This window comes from Metabacillus sp. SLBN-84, assembly GCF_053629595.1.
Genome location: NZ_JBRJIP010000001.1, coordinates 3,038,156 through 3,058,134 on the forward strand (window position 1 = coordinate 3,038,156; position 19,979 = coordinate 3,058,134).

The 19,979-nt window shown below is 37.4% G+C and carries 20 protein-coding genes; 7 read left to right on the plus strand and 13 right to left on the minus strand.

The window, feature by feature from the left end; all coding sequences use genetic code 11:
* Window positions 1–6: 6 nt before the first annotated feature.
* A complete protein-coding gene (locus RKD52_RS15535; protein ID WP_454100400.1) occupies window positions 7–771 on the minus strand; it encodes an aminoglycoside phosphotransferase family protein in 765 nt (254 codons plus the stop codon).
* A gap of 54 nt (window positions 772–825) precedes the next feature.
* Window positions 826–2,148 carry a hypothetical protein gene (locus tag RKD52_RS15540; RefSeq protein WP_454100401.1) on the minus strand — a complete coding sequence of 441 codons (1,323 nt, stop codon included), beginning with the start codon at window positions 2,146–2,148 and terminating at the stop codon, window positions 826–828.
* Window positions 2,149–2,304: 156 nt separating this feature from the next.
* Between RKD52_RS15540 and RKD52_RS15545 the strand changes: the two genes are divergently transcribed.
* Entirely contained in the window at window positions 2,305–2,895 is a 591-nt protein-coding gene (locus RKD52_RS15545) for an MEDS domain-containing protein (protein ID WP_454100402.1), read from the plus strand.
* Between the two features lie 443 nt (window positions 2,896–3,338).
* The gene (locus RKD52_RS15550) at window positions 3,339–3,692 is read left to right on the plus strand and encodes a YciI family protein (RefSeq protein ID WP_454100403.1); all 354 of its coding nucleotides are present in this window, start codon (window positions 3,339–3,341) and stop codon (window positions 3,690–3,692) included.
* 64 nt (window positions 3,693–3,756) lie between these two features.
* Here RKD52_RS15550 and RKD52_RS15555 read toward each other — a convergent pair whose 3' ends face one another.
* Window positions 3,757–4,245, minus strand: coding sequence for a DUF3231 family protein (locus tag RKD52_RS15555; RefSeq protein ID WP_454100404.1), 489 nt, complete (start codon window positions 4,243–4,245; stop codon window positions 3,757–3,759).
* A gap of 59 nt (window positions 4,246–4,304) precedes the next feature.
* Window positions 4,305–4,739, minus strand: a complete 435-nt coding sequence (locus RKD52_RS15560; RefSeq protein ID WP_454100405.1) for a DUF3231 family protein — start codon at window positions 4,737–4,739, stop codon at window positions 4,305–4,307.
* A 108-nt stretch (window positions 4,740–4,847) separates the two neighbouring features.
* On the opposite strand from RKD52_RS15560, the gene RKD52_RS15565 reads away from it, so the two are divergent.
* The 3 genes from RKD52_RS15565 (at window position 4,848) to RKD52_RS15575 (ending at window position 6,614) form a co-directional block, all read left to right on the plus strand.
* On the plus strand, window positions 4,848–5,387 hold the full coding sequence (locus RKD52_RS15565; protein WP_454100406.1) for a GNAT family N-acetyltransferase: 540 nt from the start codon (window positions 4,848–4,850) through the stop codon (window positions 5,385–5,387).
* Window positions 5,388–5,489: 102 nt separating this feature from the next.
* Window positions 5,490–6,155 carry a GIY-YIG nuclease family protein gene (locus RKD52_RS15570; protein WP_454100407.1) on the plus strand — a complete coding sequence of 222 codons (666 nt, stop codon included), beginning with the start codon at window positions 5,490–5,492 and terminating at the stop codon, window positions 6,153–6,155.
* Window positions 6,156–6,203: 48 nt separating this feature from the next.
* Complete coding sequence (locus RKD52_RS15575) at window positions 6,204–6,614, plus strand: (deoxy)nucleoside triphosphate pyrophosphohydrolase (protein WP_454100408.1); 411 nt, start codon at window positions 6,204–6,206, stop codon at window positions 6,612–6,614.
* Window positions 6,615–6,633: 19 nt separating this feature from the next.
* Here RKD52_RS15575 and RKD52_RS15580 read toward each other — a convergent pair whose 3' ends face one another.
* On the minus strand, window positions 6,634–9,444 hold the full coding sequence (locus RKD52_RS15580; protein WP_454100409.1) for a DEAD/DEAH box helicase: 2,811 nt from the start codon (window positions 9,442–9,444) through the stop codon (window positions 6,634–6,636).
* 101 nt (window positions 9,445–9,545) lie between these two features.
* Here RKD52_RS15580 and RKD52_RS15585 point away from each other — a divergent pair, with 101 nt between their 5' ends.
* Together RKD52_RS15585 and RKD52_RS15590 are read left to right on the plus strand one after the other, a co-directional pair.
* Window positions 9,546–10,475 (plus strand): DHH family phosphoesterase, encoded by a 930-nt coding sequence (locus RKD52_RS15585; RefSeq protein WP_454100410.1) that lies wholly within the window; start codon window positions 9,546–9,548, stop codon window positions 10,473–10,475.
* A gap of 49 nt (window positions 10,476–10,524) precedes the next feature.
* The gene (locus RKD52_RS15590) at window positions 10,525–10,842 is read left to right on the plus strand and encodes a hypothetical protein (RefSeq protein WP_454100411.1); all 318 of its coding nucleotides are present in this window, start codon (window positions 10,525–10,527) and stop codon (window positions 10,840–10,842) included.
* Window positions 10,843–10,932: 90 nt separating this feature from the next.
* Here RKD52_RS15590 and RKD52_RS15595 read toward each other — a convergent pair whose 3' ends face one another.
* From RKD52_RS15595 to RKD52_RS15630, 8 genes are all read right to left on the minus strand, one after another.
* Complete coding sequence (locus tag RKD52_RS15595) at window positions 10,933–12,279, minus strand: GntP family permease (RefSeq protein ID WP_454100412.1); 1,347 nt, start codon at window positions 12,277–12,279, stop codon at window positions 10,933–10,935.
* A 58-nt stretch (window positions 12,280–12,337) separates the two neighbouring features.
* Window positions 12,338–13,048, minus strand: a complete 711-nt coding sequence (locus tag RKD52_RS15600) for a GntR family transcriptional regulator (protein ID WP_454101247.1) — start codon at window positions 13,046–13,048, stop codon at window positions 12,338–12,340.
* Between the two features lie 235 nt (window positions 13,049–13,283).
* Window positions 13,284–13,781, minus strand: a complete 498-nt coding sequence (locus RKD52_RS15605; RefSeq protein ID WP_454100413.1) for a hypothetical protein — start codon at window positions 13,779–13,781, stop codon at window positions 13,284–13,286.
* Between the two features lie 30 nt (window positions 13,782–13,811).
* A complete protein-coding gene (locus RKD52_RS15610; RefSeq protein ID WP_454100414.1) occupies window positions 13,812–14,105 on the minus strand; it encodes a hypothetical protein in 294 nt (97 codons plus the stop codon).
* A gap of 143 nt (window positions 14,106–14,248) precedes the next feature.
* Window positions 14,249–14,641, minus strand: coding sequence for a hypothetical protein (locus RKD52_RS15615; protein WP_454100415.1), 393 nt, complete (start codon window positions 14,639–14,641; stop codon window positions 14,249–14,251).
* Between the two features lie 144 nt (window positions 14,642–14,785).
* Complete coding sequence (locus RKD52_RS15620; protein WP_454100416.1) at window positions 14,786–15,586, minus strand: hypothetical protein; 801 nt, start codon at window positions 15,584–15,586, stop codon at window positions 14,786–14,788.
* 15 nt (window positions 15,587–15,601) lie between these two features.
* The gene (locus RKD52_RS15625; RefSeq protein ID WP_454100417.1) at window positions 15,602–19,045 is read right to left on the minus strand and encodes a hypothetical protein; all 3,444 of its coding nucleotides are present in this window, start codon (window positions 19,043–19,045) and stop codon (window positions 15,602–15,604) included.
* Window positions 19,042–19,920 (minus strand): DUF4007 family protein, encoded by an 879-nt coding sequence (locus RKD52_RS15630; RefSeq protein WP_454100418.1) that lies wholly within the window; start codon window positions 19,918–19,920, stop codon window positions 19,042–19,044. Before RKD52_RS15630 ends, RKD52_RS15625 begins: the two co-directional genes overlap by 4 nt.
* Window positions 19,921–19,979: the final 59 nt, after the last annotated feature.

Below are 19,979 nucleotides of genomic sequence, written 5' to 3' on the forward strand. Positions count from 1 at the left end.
CTCCTTTTATTCATTTATTCTTGCATGGATCAGCTTCAGAAGCGCCTCTTTTTCCTTTTCGCCGATACTCTCAAAAAGTCTTGCAGCTGCAACAGGAAGAATCCACTTTTGAAGCTCTGACATGTTAAATGGACCTGTTCTTCTGTAGCACCTTACATAATGTCCCGCCAATAGACGGCGAAACATTCTTTGAACCGGACTCGAAGTCAGCCCGCCATACTTAATAAGAAGAACGGACCGTGCGATATCCGTCAGCCGATTTCCAGCCGCTGCATCCGCCCAGTCAATAATGACGTGTCCTTTTTTAGTCATCAGAACATTGTCAGGATGAAAATCACCGTGGCATAAGACTCTTTCATGATCAGGGAGCCCGTCCAAATGAGAGAGTATTTTCTCTTTTTCACTCTCGGTCAAGTCACTGCAACGACTGATTCGCGAAGCTAGCCTGTCTGTGAGAACAGGCAGCAACAGATCTCGGCATTGATGAATGTCTGCATGCCATTCTGCCATCCGCCTCATATGAATCGGCATGAAAAGCGGATTGCTTTTCATCTTAGCCATCAGTGAATTTCCATTAATGCGTTCAAAAATCAGGGCATGCTTCTCTTTTTCAAAAGAATAAAGTCTTGGCACTTGTAATGGAGTCTTTGCTATTTCTTTATAAATCGCATATTCGTATTCAATAAAATCACTAGCAATGTGTCTGTGAAACACTTTTGCCACTGTCCCGCCATCACGCGCAATGACCTTGGCTGTATTGCCTGTACCCAATACGGTTTCAGCTATGTTGTCCGCCTCCTGTGGTTTAAGTCTGCTTACCGCCGCCTAAAACAAAATCCCAATCCCCGCAAAAGCGAGCTCCTCACATAGTACCTTTTGTTTATAGCTGTTTTTTTCAAAAGTATGGGTGTAACGGCTGAGCTTGATCATGCCCACATCGTTTTTGGTGTAGAAGACGACAGTCGGGTGATCATTTTCATAATAAAAAATCGGTCTCAGCGTTGGCGGAATCGTTTTAAATTCATTCCAGTCGCCAAGAGTGTACAAATAATCCACAACACTGTCTGCCTGTTCATACAATTTTTCATCAAGCGGCAGAATATCGTCTGCACTCCAGTAGCAGGTTTGACGGCTGATGCCGAACTCCCCTAGCTCATGATAGGCGACTGCAGCCTGGAGATAAGAAAGCGGAGAACGGTCACCATCTAACGCGCACATAAAATGATCCGACGGACAATGGGGTTTCGGAGTTTCATCCTTCGCAATCACTTCTGCAGGCATGGTTAATTCCTTGTCGTGCGGAATCGCATAAACAACAGAAGATGATTCGCCTTCAGCCTTGTATGAATAGGCCCTGAGTTTATACCCCTTCCGAATGGCAAGTCCCGAATAGCTTCTTACAATCCGTTCTGGATTTTGACTTGAAATACTCCATCCGTTTCCGGATTCATGTAAATCCATCTCAGACCCGCAATAAAGGTTTGGCTTTACGGCTGAAGACGTAAATTCCGTCACTTCAGTCAATGCGGAAGATTTCACTTTTTGAACATACATATCCCTCAGCTCTTCAGCGAGCAAATTTCTCCTTGATACAAGCTGCGGACAAAGATGATAATAGTCGCCAAAAGGATTTATTTTTCCAAAAGAAGGAATATCAGCCGATTTAATCCGCTCAAGCCATTTGCCTTTCAGCTGCTTTAAAAATGTATGTGAATCCGAAGCCCCTACGCCCCAGCCAATGCAGATCCATGGGTGGCGCTTCAGCTCTTCAATTGATGCGACCATATCCTCAATCCTCACAATTCCTCTTCCGCCCAGATATTCGATATGGGAAATCGCTTCTTTATCTTTTGTGCTCTGAAGAGTAAACAGATTGAAGAGATGCACCCTTCCGTTTAGGGGTTCAAGCGGTTTAAAGGACTCCATCAGCCTGACAATCTGATGCATCGTCGGATCAAGGGCCATTTCTGTAAAAATACGCTCGCCATGAAGCAGGTTTCTGACATCTTCACAGCTTGCACCTCCCGGGTTGAGCATAAGAAAGCTTCCAATCGAGGTTTCACTGCTTCCAAACTGCAAATATGCCGACTCCCGGAACGTTAAATTCCGGTTTTTATAAAACGTCCCGTATGCTTTTGGCTGGTTCATCTTACTCCTCCGTTCAGCTGTTTTCTCCCACACCCTATATTCTGCATGAACCTGCCATTTCCTTGTTAAGATTCTTTAAAGATGGCGGGTGACACGACCACCCGTTCGCTATTTTCCTCCAAGTGTGTTACGCTTGAGTGGAACAGGGGTGAGAACATGAAGACATTTTATAAACCCGTTACCTTGACTGATTTGAACGAAGGACACGTGTATTACCACTTTAAGGATGAAGAAATATACTTAGAGAAGGTAGCTTCATATATTCAGGACGGCCTTAAGAAAAACGATCAGATTCTGCTGATTGAAAGCATGAAACTTTCAGGCAAAGTAAGTCATTATATAGAGAATCATTTTACAGAAGAAGAACAGAATTCAATCAGGTTAGTGAACAACTTTGATTATTATTCAGGAAACTCCAAATTCAATATTGCATCCATTCTCGCTTATTTTGACAGAGATTTAGGCAGTCTCTCAGATAAAAATGTCCATCTGCGCACGTGGGCTCACGTGGAGTGGATGTCAAACATGTCTGATGCAGCCTTGCTGGAAAGCTTTGAAACTACATCTGACGAGTTTGTGCTGAATGAAAAAATCCTGTCTGTCTGTGCCTACCGAGATGCATCTTTGACAGATGATGCTAACGCTGCGCTTGAACAAAGCCATAAATATATCATGACAGATGATCAATTTCGATTTTCAGAAAGTTATGTAAAACCAGAAAAAACTGCTCAGTGCGATAGATGCTGAGCAGTTTTTGTTTTCTATGAAAAAACGGTATCTTATAAATCTGCTGGAGCAAATTATAAGGTATCAAAAAGCAAATATGGTTCCCTATAAATCAGCTGGGGCAATTTATAAGGTTTCAAAAAGCAAATATGATTCCCTATAAACCAGCTGGAGCAATTTATGGGGTATCAAAAAGCAAATATGATTCCCTATAAGTCAGCTGGAGCAATTTATAAGGTACCAAAAAGCGAATTTGGTTCCCTATAAATCAGCTGGAGCAATTTATAGGTTATCAAAAAGCGAAAAAGCAGGTCCTTTTACACAATTATAGGGACATCCCCTCCAATTATTATAGGCTGTTCCAACTCAGATGAAGAGGATAAAATGGCTCAATAACGAAAATGTTAAGTGAGTTTTATCCAATCAACTTTACAAATATCAGTTATTTAAGGAGGACGATTTTTTTGCTGTTCATGCTGATTGTCAAAGCCTCAAAAAATTCAGAAGCCGGAAATCTTCCAAGCTCAGAACTAATGGAAGCCATGACGGCATATAACGAGGAATTAGTAGAAGCAGGCGTAAGGGTGGCTGCTAAAGGACTGCATCCAAGCTCAAATGGCATCCGCATTTCGTTTCCTGTACCGGGAGAAAATCCAGTCATTTCAGAAGGGCCGTTTACAGAATCAACTGATTTAGTGGCCGGCTTTATTTTAATCGATGTGGAGTCAAGGGAAGAAGCCGTCAAATGGGCCTTGAGAATGCCGGACAAGCAAGGACACGGAGAAGGTCAGATTGAATTGCGCCAAGTATTTGAGTGAGCACGAAACAAGTATAAACATGTTAAAAGCACTGCAATTTGCAGTGCTTTCATTTTTCATGTATTCAGCTCTGCCTCGATGTCTGCGGAGGCTCCTCCATCCACCCATGTTTGACCATGAGCTTGCCTCCCTTTTTGGCATAGGTGAAAATGTCTTTTGCAATAATCGACATTTTAGCAGGCAAATCAGACCGGAGGCTGAAGGAAGTTCCGAGGGCATTGCTCGTCAGACCAAAGCTGCTCAGCAAGTTGGTCAGGTACATCATCATTTTTTCTGAGTAAGGGGATGTCTCTGAAAATGTAGGATTTCCCCACGAAACAGCTGGAGGCTGAATATCGCTTTTCAGTAATGTCTCACTGAACGATTCAATGATTTGCTTGGCGAGATCTTTTCCTTCTTTAAAATATTGCTTCAGCTCTTTGTCATCTGAAGCCTGCTCAAAACCTTTTAATAGCTGAAATCCCAGAATATTGGTCTCAATGCCCTGATAGAGCAGCGAGAGTTCAATAGCATTGAGCGGCCGTTTCTCACTGAACGCATCAAAGCGTGCCATGTACTTTTTCTCCTTCACAAACTCAACTTTTTCAGGCATTGGTATCATAGGCGGTCTCGTCAAAATGCCTTCATTAAGCAAAATTGAGTCGTATCTGTGTAAGTCTGCTGTGAGGCAGCTGGCATCCTCATAAACAAATCAGACATGTCGCTCCTGTAAGTCATGCTAAGATGGAGTGCATTCAGCCCTATAGTTACTTTCATCATAATTCTAAGAAAAAGAATATCAAAATACTCATCATACAGCCGAGGCGTATCAGGCTTCACGTCGCTGTCATTGAATCCCACTGGCGTAACAATCTTCTCAGCCTGAAAGATCCCGCTGATTTCCTGGATATAAGCAGTCTCCTGATCATAAAAGCTTTGCAGCTGCTGCTTAATTTTTTCATTTTCCTGCGTATGTAAAAAATGCTCAAGCATCCGTGCAAACATCGTTTTCTGCTGATAGGTCATCCAAAGGTTTCCGATTTCAGATGAGGCAAGCTGCTTCTTCACAGTGAGGTTCCTCCCGATTTTAAAATTTCACGTCTAGTATAACCTCATAAAATATTCTTTATTTATGATAACTGCGCTAAAATACAGAATGAAGGAGATGACTTACATATGCTTAGGAACAGCCGAATTCACATAAGACCTTTTACAAAACAGGATGCAGAAGACAGACTGAAACTGCAGCTTAAAAACCGTGCCTTTTTTGAACAATACTCCATGATTCGCACAGAGGACTTTTACACACTTCAAACCCAGCAGAAAATGATAGAAGACTACGAAAACCAAGCAAAAAAAGACGCCGAATATCAATTTGGCATCTATCTGAACGAAACCAATGAGCTGCTCGGCACCATCAGCCTCTTCCAGGTCATCCGCCACTCCCTCCAAAGCGCTGTCCTCGGCTACTTTCTCGACAAGGACCACAACGGCAGGGGCTATACAACAGAAGCCGTCAAACTGATTTTGGAGTATGCATTTGGCGAGCTTAAGCTGCACCGGATCGAAGCAGGCGTCATGCCGCACAACATCGGCTCCATCCGCGTGCTCGAAAAAGCCGGCTTTCATAAAGAAGGACTGGCAAAGAAGAACGTGCTAGTTAATGGGAAATGGGAGGATCATGTGATGCTGGCGGTTTTGAATCCGGGGGATTAAACAATTAGGTTAAAATAACCAAAAATCCCTGTCATTCACCTTTCAAAAATATTACAATAGTCCTATAAATGCATTTTATTGATCGTGAAAGGCGTGAATGACTTGATTCAGAAACTTTTAGGAAAACTATTTACTGCTAACCAAATTCAAAGTGTGGCAACCCAACATCCACAAAAGATTTATTTGTTTCAAACAGATCAAAATATACTTAAAGATATAACCACTAAGCCATTTCCTCCTGGTCAGGCACCAGGATATGTATATTTTGTTCAAGAGCATATGAATGGTTCATTTAAAATCGGAAAAACCAAGAACATTGAGAAAAGAATGAACGTATTCGGAGTAAAACTGCCTTTTAAGAATGAACTTGTTTTCCTAATAAAGTCAGGAAATCACCATCAAACAGAAGCAGCGTTTCACCGATATTTTGCAAATAAAAGGATAGAAGGAGAATGGTTTTCTTTATCTGAAAATGATCTTGAATGGATTAAAAAAGGTGACTACTCAGATGAAATACAGTTCACTATTATAGAATCTCATAAGGTTGATGATTCTTCTAATTCTAATAGGATTGAACCCTTGACTAAAAAGCAAATCGAGTATGTCAAAACCCTAATTGGAAGACTTGAAGGACATTATGAGTTGCTGATCCCGGATAACGCTATTACAAAGAAAGATCTCGACCGCCTTCTCGTTTACTTTAGATATAAAAACGATAGAGCTATTCAAAATTTAGTGAAGAATGGTGTATTAAGAAAAATAGGATGAAATTGATATGATAGAATGATAGGAAAAGTTTAAAGGAGGATTCCATCCTTGAAAAAATCACTAAAAGTAGTCGCAGCCATTATTGAAAATGAACACAATGAAATCCTCTGCGCCCTGAGATCACCTAAGATGGCCATTCCAAACATGTGGGAATTCCCTGGAGGCAAGGTTGAAAAGGATGAGGACTTATCAACAGCGCTCGTTCGGGAAATTGATGAAGAGCTAGGATGTAAGATCGAAACATCTGGTTTGTTCCACGAATATACGCATGAATACGACACGTTTATTATCACACTGCTTTGCTTGAAAGCGAAAGTGATTGAAGGGACACCTGCTCCAAGCGAGCACTCGGCTCTCATTTGGCTGAAACGTGAGAACTTGCTGTCGCTTAACTGGGCCCCAGCTGATATTCCTGCTGTAGAAGCTTTGGTGAGTGAAACTCTTATTTATGAAAAATAGTCTTCTCATAGCGAGAAGACTATACTTTTACCACGAATTCCGTATATAGCGGTGTTGGGAGCTCATGCTCCAGCTGAAGCTGAACCGTTATTGGCTTTTCCCCTTCAAACTCCACCGTATTTCCTTTTCCAATGTAAATATAGGGCTCTACCTTTCCATCAATCTCTTTATACTTTCGAATAAATAAATGCAAAGAAATTCCTCTGGATGTGTTGTAAATGATATTCTTTCCCCGTTCCGAGCTTTGCGCTGTACTGTTTGGCGTTTGCCACTGGAACATCCTTTCATTCACAAGTTTATCCTGGTAGTTGATACTTTCCTTAATATCCTCTTCTTTGTGCAGATCTATAAATAGGAAATAATCGTTTCCGTTCGTGAGAAGGCCTGAGCCTCGGAATGAACTATGAATTTTTCTGTAATTGGATAAAAGAGCTGCATCAATCATTTGATATTGTTCATACAGTTTGAAATGAGGCACTCCATAGTTTTTATGAGTGAATTCCTTTTCGTATCTGAAAATGCCGAAATAGATGGCGTCTTCTAAATATGGTTTATACGTTTCGTCTGCAAGTAGGTCTCCAAAAGCTTGTGTCTTCCTCAGCACTCCATCCTCGAATGAGCAAAGCTGCAGTTTTCCTTTTTTCTGAACAGAGTCGTAGAAATCCTGTTGCAGGCATTGAAAAGCATGCAGTAAACTGTCCTCATCAACACTCTCCACCACTTTAAGCATTTCTTTTTTTGCCTCTGAAAGGGTAAGGTATTCTCTTTCTAGCAATGAACGCAGGATGACAAACTCATGAACTCTCTTAAGCGGCAGTTTATCCGAAAGCTCCCGTAGCGCACGTTCGAATGATTCGTTTGAAAGTAGCACCTTAAACTCCTCAACCTTTTCAACCTTCGATAAAAACGTAAGATAGGTTTTTTCTTTTCTAATAAATTTAATCGGATCCGGTGCCCCGTCAAACAGAAAATAATCCAACAAGAACTTAGGAACCTTCTGATTGTTCATTCTCTTAAATTCGAAGTACTCTTCTTTCAAATACTTCATCGAATAGAAGTTTTCATTATCAATTTGCTCTAGAATCCGTTCCTGTGAGATGCGGTCCATTTGGATATGCGTACATCCGGGAATATTGGCAAAATCCGTGGCAATCGCTACCTTTAAACTTTCTTTGTCATAATACCTGCTTCCATTTAGAGCTAAGGCAATTAGGAAGGCTTTGTTATGATTTCCAATGAAATCAAGAACTGTGAGAAAGCTTTTACTTTCATGCTTACGCAGTCCCCTACCTAGCTGCTGGATGAAAACAATCGGTGAATTTGTTGGCCTTAGCATCAACACACAATTAACAGAAGGAATGTCTACACCTTCATTAAAAATATCAACAGAGAAAATGACTTCTAGCTCATCTTCGTCGTCTTCCAAACGCTGTATATAACGGGATCTCACATCAACGGAATCACTTCCAGAGAGTGCCACACTCTTATACCCTCTATTATTGAATTCATTTGCCATGTAATGCGCATGCTCTACACTCGCACAAAAACCTAGACACTTCCGCTTAGCTGCATCATGTCCGTAAAACAGCATCTGTTCAAGAATAAAGTCTACCCGTTCATTAACCTTGAGCCGCTTTGTTACCTCTTGAAGGTTATCAATATCCACATCACTTAAATCAACCGATTCAATATCGGTAATTCCGAAGTAATGAAAAGGGATAATCAGCTCATCATCAAGTGCTTCGTGAAGACGGACTTCTATTGCAACATTATGATCAAATAACGCAAAAACATTGTGGTTATCACTTCGTTCAGGTGTCGCGGTCATTCCAAGTGTAAATGAGGGTTGAAAATAGTCCATCACTGCTGTATAACTCGAGCTAGTCGCATGATGCGCTTCATCATAAATGATGTAATCAAATGCATCCTGTCTAAATTCCTGATAGCATCTTGATAATGTCTGTATCGTTGTAAACACATAATCTGCGTGCTTTTGTTTGATGTTTCCAGTTAAAAGGCCGAACGTCTTAGCTTCATTAACAATTAGCTTTTCAAACGTTTCCTTCGCTTTTTTCAAAATCTCTTCTCGGTGCACAATAAAAAGCATCCTGTTGGGCCTGAAATTTTTCACATCAAATGCAGACATAAAGGTTTTTCCGGTTCCCGTTGCAGCAATCACCAACGCTTTTGTTTCACCGTACGATCTCAATCGCTCAAGGTTCTCCATTGCGCGCTTTTGCATACGGTTTGGAACGATGTATTCTGTATGTTCATAAACTAAGCTTTGTTTGTTCGTAAAAGCACTTACTCTTTGTAAAAATTCCTCGTATCTTTTAATAAAGGCTTCATCTGCCTCTGCGCTTCTTTCCCAGAGAGATTGATATTCGCTGAGGACATCCCTAATGAAATGCGTTTCCTCTTTCGTAATGATTTTTACATTCCATTCAATGTTGCTTTTCAAAGCACTTTGCGTCAGATTTGACGAGCCAATAAACACTTTGTAATGGGTTAGATACTCGAAGATGTAAGCTTTTGTATGAAAACCAATCTCTTTATCTGTCACAAAAACCTTTAAGTCAATATGCTCAAAATCTGAAATTTTTCTAAGCGCCTTTGCTTCGGTAAAATTCAAATAGGTTGAAGTAATAATCTTCCCTTTAATCCCTCTATTCTCAGCTTCTTTAAACGAATCCAGCAAAAGCTGCAGACCACTGAAGTTAATAAATGCTACACTAAAATAAAACCGTTCACACTCTAAAAGCGAGTCAGTGAGCTCTTTCAAAAGATTCCCTTTATCCGAATTCACAATGAGCTTTTCCTCTACAATCATCACCATTCTCCTGACATCATTAGTAAGTAAAATATTACTATATATAGGAAAAAATATGTAGATCTTTTTATAGATATCTAGACATTTAGGAGCTGAAATCAATGGAACGCTCAAACATAATTCAAGCCATCACCACCCACCCCACCATCATCATTCACCGCCATATCCATCCTGATTTTGACGCACTAGGTTCACAAGTTGCTCTACAAAAAACATTGCAGCAGTCGTTTCCTGAAAAGAAGGTCTTTGCTGTGGGCAGCGACGCAGAGAACCTTGAATGGATCGGCAGCATGGATGTGATTGAAGACCATGAATACAAGGATGCTCTTATCATTGTCTGTGACACTGCGGAAACGAAGCGAATCAGTGATCAACGCTGCCTGTTGGGTACAACGCTCGTAAAAATCGATCATCATTCTAATGGAGAAAACTATGGGGATGTGTCCTGGATCGACCCTTCTTATAGTTCGGTGTGTGAGATGCTGGCGAATTTGTTTTTTTCCTATCCGGAGACATTTATTCTGACAAATGAAGCAGCTGCTGCATTGTATGCAGGAATAATGGGAGATACAGGCATGCTTAAGAATGGAATGGCCGGTGAACGAACGTTGAGGATTGTTTCACAGATAAAAAAATTCGCCTTTAAACCAGATCGTATCCATCGTCTGATGAAGAAGAGCGGCACTGACTTTTCGAAATGGAAACAATTTGTCTCATACCGCGCACAGGTAACTGAAGAAGGAATCGCAAGTCTTAGTGTAACAAAGGACATGCTTGAGAACCTTGGTCTCAATTCCTCTGAGGCAGCACCACTGATTCATGCCCTTGTCGCATATAAAGCAGCGCGCATCTGGGTACTTTTCATTCAGGAGGACTGCAAGATCAGAGTCCGAATCCGTTCAAAAACGGTTCCTGTAAACGAAATTGCGGAGAACTATGGCGGAGGCGGACACAGCCTGGCTGCCGGCGCCTTGCTTTCCTCGTGGGCGGAAGCTGATGAGATGATTGAGAGGTTAGGAAATGTAAAGTAAGCCTGCAAAGCTATTGGTAAGAATGACATGAATATTGGAGGGAGAACGATTGGAAGTATTACATATATGGATGGAAGCTGAAGAATGGGCTGAAGGCGAATGGAATACAGATGATGCAAATCTCGATGTAGTCGTAACCTTGTCAGATCATTCTAGATGGACGGCCACTTTTTTCACCTATCAAAACATTCAAAGTCTGCGGGAGAAAAATAAGATATCAGGGGAATGTTTACATGGCGCTTATTTATGGGGAAGCAATATGATCCTGATTGATATCGCGAGCAGCGAGCGAATTTGCAGGGTGATTTCAGATCTGATTGAAAGAAATGAGTTTGATTCTATTTTTATGAGATTAGAGGATTTCTAAAGTTCAACAATAGTGCCGGAATTTACATAGATATAGATTTTTATAATAAAGGCGATAGAACCACTGGTCCTACCGCCTTTACATGAGATATTAAACAAACAGACTCAGCAACAGAATAAATACAAGTCCTGCTACTGAAATGATGGTTTCAAGCAAGGTCCAAGTGGCAAACGTCTCTTTCATGCTAAGGCCGAAGTACTCTTTGAACATCCAGAAACCTGCATCATTAACGTGGGATGCAATCAGACTTCCAGCGCCCGTTGCAAGTACAACCAAAGCCAGGTTTACGTCAGTCGTGCCAAGCATCGGGATAACGAGACCGGCTGTAGTTAGTGCAGCCACTGTCGCTGATCCAAGCGAGATGCGAAGGATGGCTGCAATAATCCAGGCTAGCAGGATAGGTGACATGGAAGTGCCTTCAAAAAGATCAGCTACGTAGGTTCCGACACCTCCGTCAATCAATACTTGTTTGAAAGCACCGCCGCCTCCAATGATCAGAAGCATCATCCCAATGTGAGTGATGGCGGTCGTACAAGAATCCATTACCTGTTTCATTGGAATGTTGCGGGCAATTCCCATGGAATAGACGGCAAACAGTAAGGAAATCAGCATGGCCGTTCCAGCTTCACCGATAAAGCGGATGGCTGCAAGGAAGCTATTGTCATCAAGACCGACTGTATTTTGTACCAGAGTAATAATGGTTGCAATGGACATCAGGATCACTGGAAGCAAAGCAGTAAATACACTGATGCCAAATCCTGGCGTATCCTCAAGCTTAAACGTTTTTTGTTCTCCCAGAGAGGCAATGCTTCCTGTCTTCGTAAATGATTCAGGAACAATCTTCTGAGCAATTTTTGTAAAAACAGGGCCTGCCAAAAGAACTGTCGGAATGGAAATAATGATTCCGTAAAGAAGAACCTGGCCAATATCCGCCCCGTATTCACCTGATATAACAGTCGGACCCGGATGTGGCGGCAAGAAGCCGTGGGTTACAGACAGAGCCGCTGTCATTGGAATACCGAGATACAGAATGGAAACTCTCAGCTGTCGTGCAATAGCGAAAACGATAGGAATTAAAAGGACAAGTCCAACCTCAAAGAAGAGAGCTATACCGATGATGAAAGATGCAGCGACAACAGCCCACTGGATATTCTTTACACCGAATTTGTTCACTAGAGTCATAGCAATACGCTGGGCTCCGCCCGAGTCTGCTATTAATTTACCGAGCATGGCACCGAGACCAAAGATAAGGGCAAGGTGTCCAAGTGTTCCGCCTAATCCGGCTTCAATCGTTTTAACGATCGTTTCAAGAGGCATTCCAAGGGCAAGTGCTACACCGAATGATACGATGATTAATGAAACAAAGGTATTCAGTTTTAACCCCATGATCAGCACCAATAAGGCTAAAATTCCAATTCCTACTATAATTAAAGGCATTTCATACTTCCTCCTAGTGTCTGGTACTCTATGTACCAATTTCAATGATGTACACACTCTACTCTTCTCTGTCTCCTACCCCTTTATTGAGCAGTTCCTGAGACATCCAAAGGTCCTCCACTTTGTCCTGTACATCATCGAAATTCTGATGCAGCGACATTTTCATGAGCTCGCGGTCCTTTGTTGTAATCGCTTTGATATAAAGTTCGTGATTATTGAGGATTCTTTCAAAATCTTCGTATTTCTCCCTGAATCTGGCCCGCATTGAAAGCAGGATCAAGCTTTCCATAACAGGCTTTAAATTGTTCCAGATCATCATGATATAGGAATGACCTGCAGACCGGATGATGGTTTCGTGGAAAAGAACATCCTGAAAAGAGAATTCATCTGCATCCTGATATTTGATTGCAACCTTCATCATTTCCACAATTTTATGAAGCTCTCTTTCCAGATCTTTTGTATCTTCTTTGACAAGCCTTTCGAACACGAACGTTTCAATCAGCAGCCGAACATCGTATATCTCCTGAATTTCCTTCTCAGACAGTCCGACAACAACTGCCCCCATCCGTTCTAACCGAATCATATTTTCCGATGCGAGCGTCTTCATTGCATCACGAACGGGTGAACGGCTTACAGAAAAATCAGCAGCTATCTTATTTTCAGAGAGAATGGTTCCGCTTTCAATTAACCCTGAAATAATACGCATCCGAAGCTCAGAGGTAATGCGATCCCCGATTGAACCTTTTAACATCCATTTTTCCGGGTACATATATTCTGTGTTGTTCTCCAATATGCCACCTCGCTTGATAGACAAGTATACTTGTATACAAGTATATTAACATAAAGGCCGATTTTTGCAAACGCTTTACTTGTGAGATTTTGTCCAAATTAATGATTCACAATCAATTAAACATATAATAGAAAAAAGCCGAACCAGTTAATCTTAAGATGGGTTCGGTTTTCTTTAACAGAGTCTCCATATTGATTTTTGGGTCAATCTAAATTTACTTAATTCCTTTAATCCACGCAGCGATAAAGTTCCAATCCTTAATTGAGCCGTCCTCATTCAAGATTCCTAAATAAATGCCATCACCTTTTCCTACTTGCCAGATCGCTTGTGCTGATCCTTCTTTTTCTGTAATTCCATTCTTCAATACATAATCAAAAAACACTTTCTTTCCTGTACCGTAAGTCTCCGCAACATAAGCTACCAAGTAGACGTCTATGCAGCATCCTCCTAGATCATTAGGGTCTTCTGATAAAATATGTTTTCTAATGAGATCAATTCTTTCTTCCTCAGAAGCTGTCATAATACTCGATTGAATTTTTTCAAGGTTGTAAGCACGATAACTGCTTTTTTCCCACTGTTTTAGTTCATTAAAATCACCTTGCAGCTCAATTAGTTTGTTTAACATATTCTTAATGTTACAAACTGTTGGGATTACTTGATTGTGAATACTTCTTCCTCTAATGTGGTTTGGAATTAAGATTGTATGATTCAATATCATCAACTCCCTTTCTTTTTGTACAAGTTAATTTTCTAATGATTTCATAGACTCTTCGATTACTTTTCTTAAATTTACTTCATTAAAATTCTTAATATTGATCCACCCTCTTTTATCTACCAAATAAAAGTGGACATCTGAAAGATACTTTCCACATACATAACCATTTCCAGTTTCAGTAGAAAATTGAGTGATGACAGTTTTCTGACGTTTTTTTGCATTTGGATGTTTATATGAGATCCTGATGTTATCTTTGTGTTTTCTTTCAATTAGTGATGAATAACTTTTGAAGATTGAAAGTTTTTCTGAGACTGAAAGCATAGAAAGCTCCTTTCTTGTTTACTTTCCACTTATTTTATAATAACTGGAAATTTCATTGATTGCTATTCGAATTAAAAAGACCGTTCACATGTTATCATCGATTTTAAACATGTGAACGGAATATGTTTTTTGTTGTTTAAACTTTATAGCGTAAAATTAATAACATAACACTTCTTATTAAGACACAAACAATTCTCTGCTTCAGTTATTACTTCATTAGTATCTTTCAAGATAAAATTTTCATTAACATAAGGATTATAATAAATTTGTTTTGAATGACTAATTGGATCATATTGAATACCTTTAAACTCTCCCACAATAAAGGCATGTACATTTTTATTTCCGGTTTTCAGTGTTAATTCTCTACCGCTTTTTCTGACAATCATTTTTGCATTAGATACTAAAATACCTTCTCCATATCCAATCACCTTATTCAGTTTAATATCTTGTATTGAGAAAATATTTTTATGTAAATTCCTATATATTCTTATCTTTTGTCCTGGAACTAATGAGAAACCTGCTTTTAGATTTAACATTTATAACACCTTCATCTTTATTTAGCTTGTCCACAGACATATTCTGTCCAGATAATGAAAGTATTATTTATTTTTGTTTATAAACAAAAAAACTACTATTAGAATTATTCTAATAGTAGTTTTTTTAACTCTTAAGCGAAGCTTTTATGAAAATGAACATACACACGGAACAGTTTCATCTTGTATTTTTAAAAATTTTTCTACACCTTCAGCATCCATCAGATGTCTATATTGTTTCAGTGTATAGGGTCCTCCATCTTTTTTAAGTATTGAAACATTCTTTTCAAAGTGCTTACGAAAGTTTTCTTCCATTTCTTCTTGTAAAGCATATCTGTCAGGCCAAATTTTGTATAACTGAGCATAATGCTGGAATCCGCCTCTTACACATCTACCGCCACAATTAGCATGTGAAAAACCTAATTCATACATCCTAGGAAGTTTAATACCCCATTCATTCTGTATTATTCCTTTTGCATCAATGTCTTCTCTAAATGTTTCGATCATAGGAAATCTAGTTTCAATAGGCTCTACAGGTCTATGGAGATAAAACTCCTTTAAATTGTCTGACCGGTGTGTTTCATGAGGACCTATTCCAAAATAAAGTATTGGTTCTAAGTTGTGAACGTCTCTTAATTCTTCTAGAAATACTATTGTTTGATAGACTTTAAGTTCTTCTGAACATTTTGCTAATCGAGAATTTCCCAAAAAACGATAGTCATAAAACACTTCTTCAGGGGTACGACCATCTACTCTTTCGGTAATTTCTAGCCCAATATAATCTGCGACTTCATCCATAAATCTATAATTATCATCATCTTCCCACATTGTGTTTGTGAAAAATAAAATGCAATTCTCTTTCCCATGTGTTTGAACCATCTGATAAGCGACATAGGCACTCGCTGCCCCACCACTAAACATTGCTACATGTACTTTTTTTCTTTCCATGGAAAAACCACCGCCTTACTCTACAAAATCTTCCATTAACTTATAGATCATATATTCAACTTCTTCTTTAGGTACATTTCTTCCAGCATTACTTATCATTCTGGAAACGTTATTATAAATAGTCTGAGATTTAGTTGATAGTTCAACTGAATTAATATATTTTACATTACCATTATATATAATTTGGATATTTTTATCATTTATTTGATCTGACTGCTTGATAGATTCGAATTCTACTTTCAATTGACTTTTAAACATTTCAGTAGTTGTATCTGACCATGCTTCGATTTCAATACCTAAAAAGCTAAATGCAAAGGAATCTTCCCATTTATGTTTATTTAATTTTATAATTGAATTGACTAGTTTATTTTTCTTTTGAACTTCTGGAGTTTGCTCTTTTGCCCATTTATTAAGTTCTTCAAAACTACTCACATTAATCAAAGTTAATATGTCTTTCTTCAATTTCAATTTAAACTCATTAAAATAATTTTCTAATTGAAGTCTGTGTTTTTCTAATTCTGACAAATCGTTTGAATACCTAGAGTAAAGTTCAGTTAAACTTTCCTGCGGATTAATTTCACTTTTCTTAATGTTATTTTTTAACCAGAGCAAATCACTATTTAAATTATCTGTGATTTGAGTTAATCTTGGTAATTTCCTTAACCAAGTTAAGATAGCATTATTAATCCTAATTATTCTAGGTTTATTTTTCACTAAATCATTTTCAAACTCATTAAACATTCTTTCTATTCCAACAAAAAATTCTTCAAATTGTTCTTGAAAATTATAATATAGAAATGAATATTCACTAGCTTCTTCAAACATTTTGTATAGTTTCTCACCATTAATTCCAGAAACATACATATCATTTCTGTAAAACATTAGTTGATCCCATTTATCTCTGAGTAATGAAACTAAAAATATTGGTATTAATGGTTCTCTAATACCAAAGGGTTTCCCCCTCATAATTTCAACAAAATCTTCAAGGCTTCCTGTATTAAATTGCTCAATATGTGCTAATAATTTTGAACGTAGAATTTCAAACTCAATTTTTTTAATTTCATTAAGGTTAGTAATATCTAATTCATTATTTTTAAAAATAGTTGCATATATTAGATAATCAGGCCCTTTACCATTTATGCCGAAGTCTTCCTCACTATAGTTATTAATGATATGGTCTAATACATCATGACCAGCTTTTTTCTGAACATTATTAAGTTTTCTTCTATTAAAAGAATCATTTCTAACTTCTGGAGTATATGGGAATGTTTCAAACATAATTGAACTTAATTTGTTCTCCAAAATAATTTCACTTTTAATATCTATACTTTTCCCATTATGAACCCATAAAGTATCTTTACTATAAGTTGTATACTTTGAAAGAAAATCATCAAGGATAAAATTAGTGTCTTCTTTTTTTAGTATTAATTCTTGTTTTAAACTCTTATCTTGGCTTAATAATTCCGCATCCTCTAAAAGAGTTTCTATTATAGAATACTCTGTTAATTGTTCTTGAATAGCTGTAAATGGCAATTTGGATATACAGAACAATGATAATACATCTTCAATTTGTTTGAGTTTCTCAACTACAATAGATGCATCACCTGGACCTTGTATTAGTACATAGTATATGACTGCATCAGACTTAGATCTTTCTCGAATATCTCTAAAATTTAGTGTTTCGTTGATTATATCAGTACTTGAAATTAGCTTAACCGTAGCATAACGAGTAATACTTTTTTGATCATTATACTCATTTGCAAAAAAGAAATGCTTAGGTAAACATTTCCCCAAAAGTTCTAACCTTTTTCTTTCAGTTAATGCACTTTGTGCAATTCTTTCTGTTATAAGTTCCTCTATTTGAAAAGAGCTACCTTCTAGTAATTCCCAATATCCTAATACACGATTATATCTAATGATTTTTAGAACCGAAAGCTCTTTTAATAATAACGAAATGGCTTCTGAATTAAGATTTAGAGCAAAACATAAAAACTCAGTATCTAGTTTTATTCTAGATTGTAATCCTGCTAGCTGCCAAAGTGTAACTAATTTTAGAAGTTTTATGCCATAAAAATTATCAACTAAATGAGGTGTTTTATTTACGATTCCTTTGTACAACTTCAGTGATTCAAAACCTTCTCCACTTATATCCATATCATGGATATTAGAAAAAAAATAATTAAATAAATCTGATGCTAAATAATATTCTTTCGATTTTACAAGATGATTTAGAAGTCCACCTGTTTCTTCGCTTTCTAGAAAAGTGAATAATGTTCTTTCATTTTGTCCATAACTACTAGATAGAAAGGGTAGTAGATAAAGGGCGACTGGATGTAAGGGGTAAATACCTTTAACTATTATTTTCTCAATCTCTTGTTGATTTAGTTCTGGAAACAATGGATATTTCCTTAAATAATGTTTTACCGTCTGATCTTTTTCAGAATCCAAAATTATGTCAATACTATGTTCTTGTATAATGTTGTCAGCAAGTCTTATAAAAGTAGATTTATCACTTTCTACGTAATATACTCTAAAACGCTTTTCAATACGTTGGAACTCATTTTTAAGATCTTCACCTAAAAAACTAAAATACTGACGTAAGTTACGATGAGTTATTAATAGGACATGTAAATTATCACTATAATGATCAACTAACTCTGCTAAATCTTGTAAATCTTGCATTGTCTCATGTATGTCATTGGAATCTAATGTTTGTAATAGACGTCCAAATTCATCATAAGTGATAAACAAACCAATATCTTGTTTTTTTAACTCTTTTAGAACATGACTTATTTGATCTGTAAAATTTTCATTATATTCTACTACAAAGTTCGCTCCCGAAGATAATTGTGAATATATTGATAAAAACCAATCGATCTCAAACTTATCTTGATTCATAACTGAAAGTCTCCAAAGTTTTAGATCCTTATTATTATCTTTAAGAAGTCTTTTGAATTCTTTATAAGTCTTAGGATATTCATTTTCCCATTGGGAAATAACCTGAATAATCTTACCAAACTGCCCTGGTAATACTATATCAATTTTATTGTCGTTAATTGTTCGTATAATGGCGTTTAAAATGGCTTCACGGAAACGACCTTCATAACCATTTAAAACTACTGTTAAATATGTTTCTTCTAAATGTTTTACCTCTTGCAATTCAGAATGAATATCATAATGAACTTTATCGAATTTGTTTGTTAAAGTATTTAATGTTTTCTTATCAATTTTCTTAGATGTAATATTACCTAGTATAGTAGCTATTAGAGATTTGCCAGTACCGTAAGGTCCTACAATTATATGTGAACGATTATTATTTGGTTTATTGAAACCTTTTAAAAGTCCTAGAAGCGAATCAGCGTGTGAGGGTGTTGGAAGGTATCTATCTACAAATTCCTTTTTACCCAAATCAAATTTAATATTTATACTTGTTTTAAATTTAGTTAATGTAGAGGTCATGCTAATACTGCAACCTTTCGAGTGTATTCTTCTTGAAGAAACTCAAGTGAGCTAATCCTTGGAATTCTAATTAAATCTAAATTATTTGTTCTTACAAACTGAATTGGGTGCTCATTTAACATTGACAATTCTGTCAAAGCGTTTACAATACTTGCTCTACTCATATTAAATACTTTACCCCATAACCCAGATTGTGTTGAAAGTTCCTCTACTGAAACTGTATCCACATTATTTAATGTTTTATAGTCTAGTAATACATACATTAAAGCTGAAAGACCTATTTGTGAAATTGTTAAATTCCTTTTAAAAATTATCCCTTTTTTCTCTTCTACAATTGGTAATTTGCTCATTGGACTTTGGATAACTTCTTCAGGATCAATATTACTGTGACTAGCTGAATATAATTTTATTAAACAGTCAATATCTTTCTTTAATGAATTACTAGAAAATGCTTTATTTTCATTTTCTTTAACCCAATTGATGAATTCTAAGATTATTTGCTCCTTTGTAGCAATTGTTTCATTGTTTTCATTAAAAAACCAAAACCAAGCAGTACTTGGTTCTTTCTGTTTACACATGTGATAGTGAATTATAGCTGCTGTATCTTGGAATTTAATAAATTTGTCATACTGGAAAACCAAATCACCAAATTTTGTTAATAAATGAACCTTCTTGCGCTCATCGTTAAAAACTTCTTCTACAACTCCTGTTGCAACAGACCAATATCTCAAAGACTGAACCATATTTTTACCAAGTCCCATCTTTTCAAATGCTTCTTTATCATAAAAAAATCGCTCGTCCTCTCTAAGATGTCTGATCGCTTTGTTTAACCACCTATCTCTTAAATAGAAACTTTGATGTTGTCCATAACCCATAAAGAACTTCCCCTCATTTAGATGCTGGAACTTAATCTCCAGCAGTAATATAATTTCAA

Excerpts from the sequence above, each read along its gene's own strand:
- RKD52_RS15545 (WP_454100402.1), top strand. The coding sequence starts at position 2,305 with ATGAAGACATTTTATAAACCCGTTACCTTGACTGATTTGAACGAAGGA.
- RKD52_RS15580 (WP_454100409.1), bottom strand. The coding sequence starts at position 9,444 with ATGATTGTAGAGGAAAAGCTCATTGTGAATTCGGATAAAGGGAATCTT.
- RKD52_RS15625 (WP_454100417.1), bottom strand. The coding sequence starts at position 19,045 with ATGACCTCTACATTAACTAAATTTAAAACAAGTATAAATATTAAATTT.
- RKD52_RS15620 (WP_454100416.1), bottom strand. The coding sequence starts at position 15,586 with ATGGAAAGAAAAAAAGTACATGTAGCAATGTTTAGTGGTGGGGCAGCG.
- RKD52_RS15630 (WP_454100418.1), bottom strand. The coding sequence starts at position 19,920 with ATGGGTTATGGACAACATCAAAGTTTCTATTTAAGAGATAGGTGGTTA.
- RKD52_RS15565 (WP_454100406.1), top strand. The coding sequence starts at position 4,848 with ATGCTTAGGAACAGCCGAATTCACATAAGACCTTTTACAAAACAGGAT.
- RKD52_RS15615 (WP_454100415.1), bottom strand. The coding sequence starts at position 14,641 with ATGTTAAATCTAAAAGCAGGTTTCTCATTAGTTCCAGGACAAAAGATA.
- RKD52_RS15585 (WP_454100410.1), top strand. The coding sequence starts at position 9,546 with ATGGAACGCTCAAACATAATTCAAGCCATCACCACCCACCCCACCATC.
- RKD52_RS15600 (WP_454101247.1), bottom strand. The coding sequence starts at position 13,048 with ATGTACCCGGAAAAATGGATGTTAAAAGGTTCAATCGGGGATCGCATT.
- RKD52_RS15540 (WP_454100401.1), bottom strand. The coding sequence starts at position 2,148 with ATGAACCAGCCAAAAGCATACGGGACGTTTTATAAAAACCGGAATTTA.
- RKD52_RS15610 (WP_454100414.1), bottom strand. The coding sequence starts at position 14,105 with ATGCTTTCAGTCTCAGAAAAACTTTCAATCTTCAAAAGTTATTCATCA.
- RKD52_RS15555 (WP_454100404.1), bottom strand. The coding sequence starts at position 4,245 with ATGGCACGCTTTGATGCGTTCAGTGAGAAACGGCCGCTCAATGCTATT.
- RKD52_RS15595 (WP_454100412.1), bottom strand. The coding sequence starts at position 12,279 with ATGCCTTTAATTATAGTAGGAATTGGAATTTTAGCCTTATTGGTGCTG.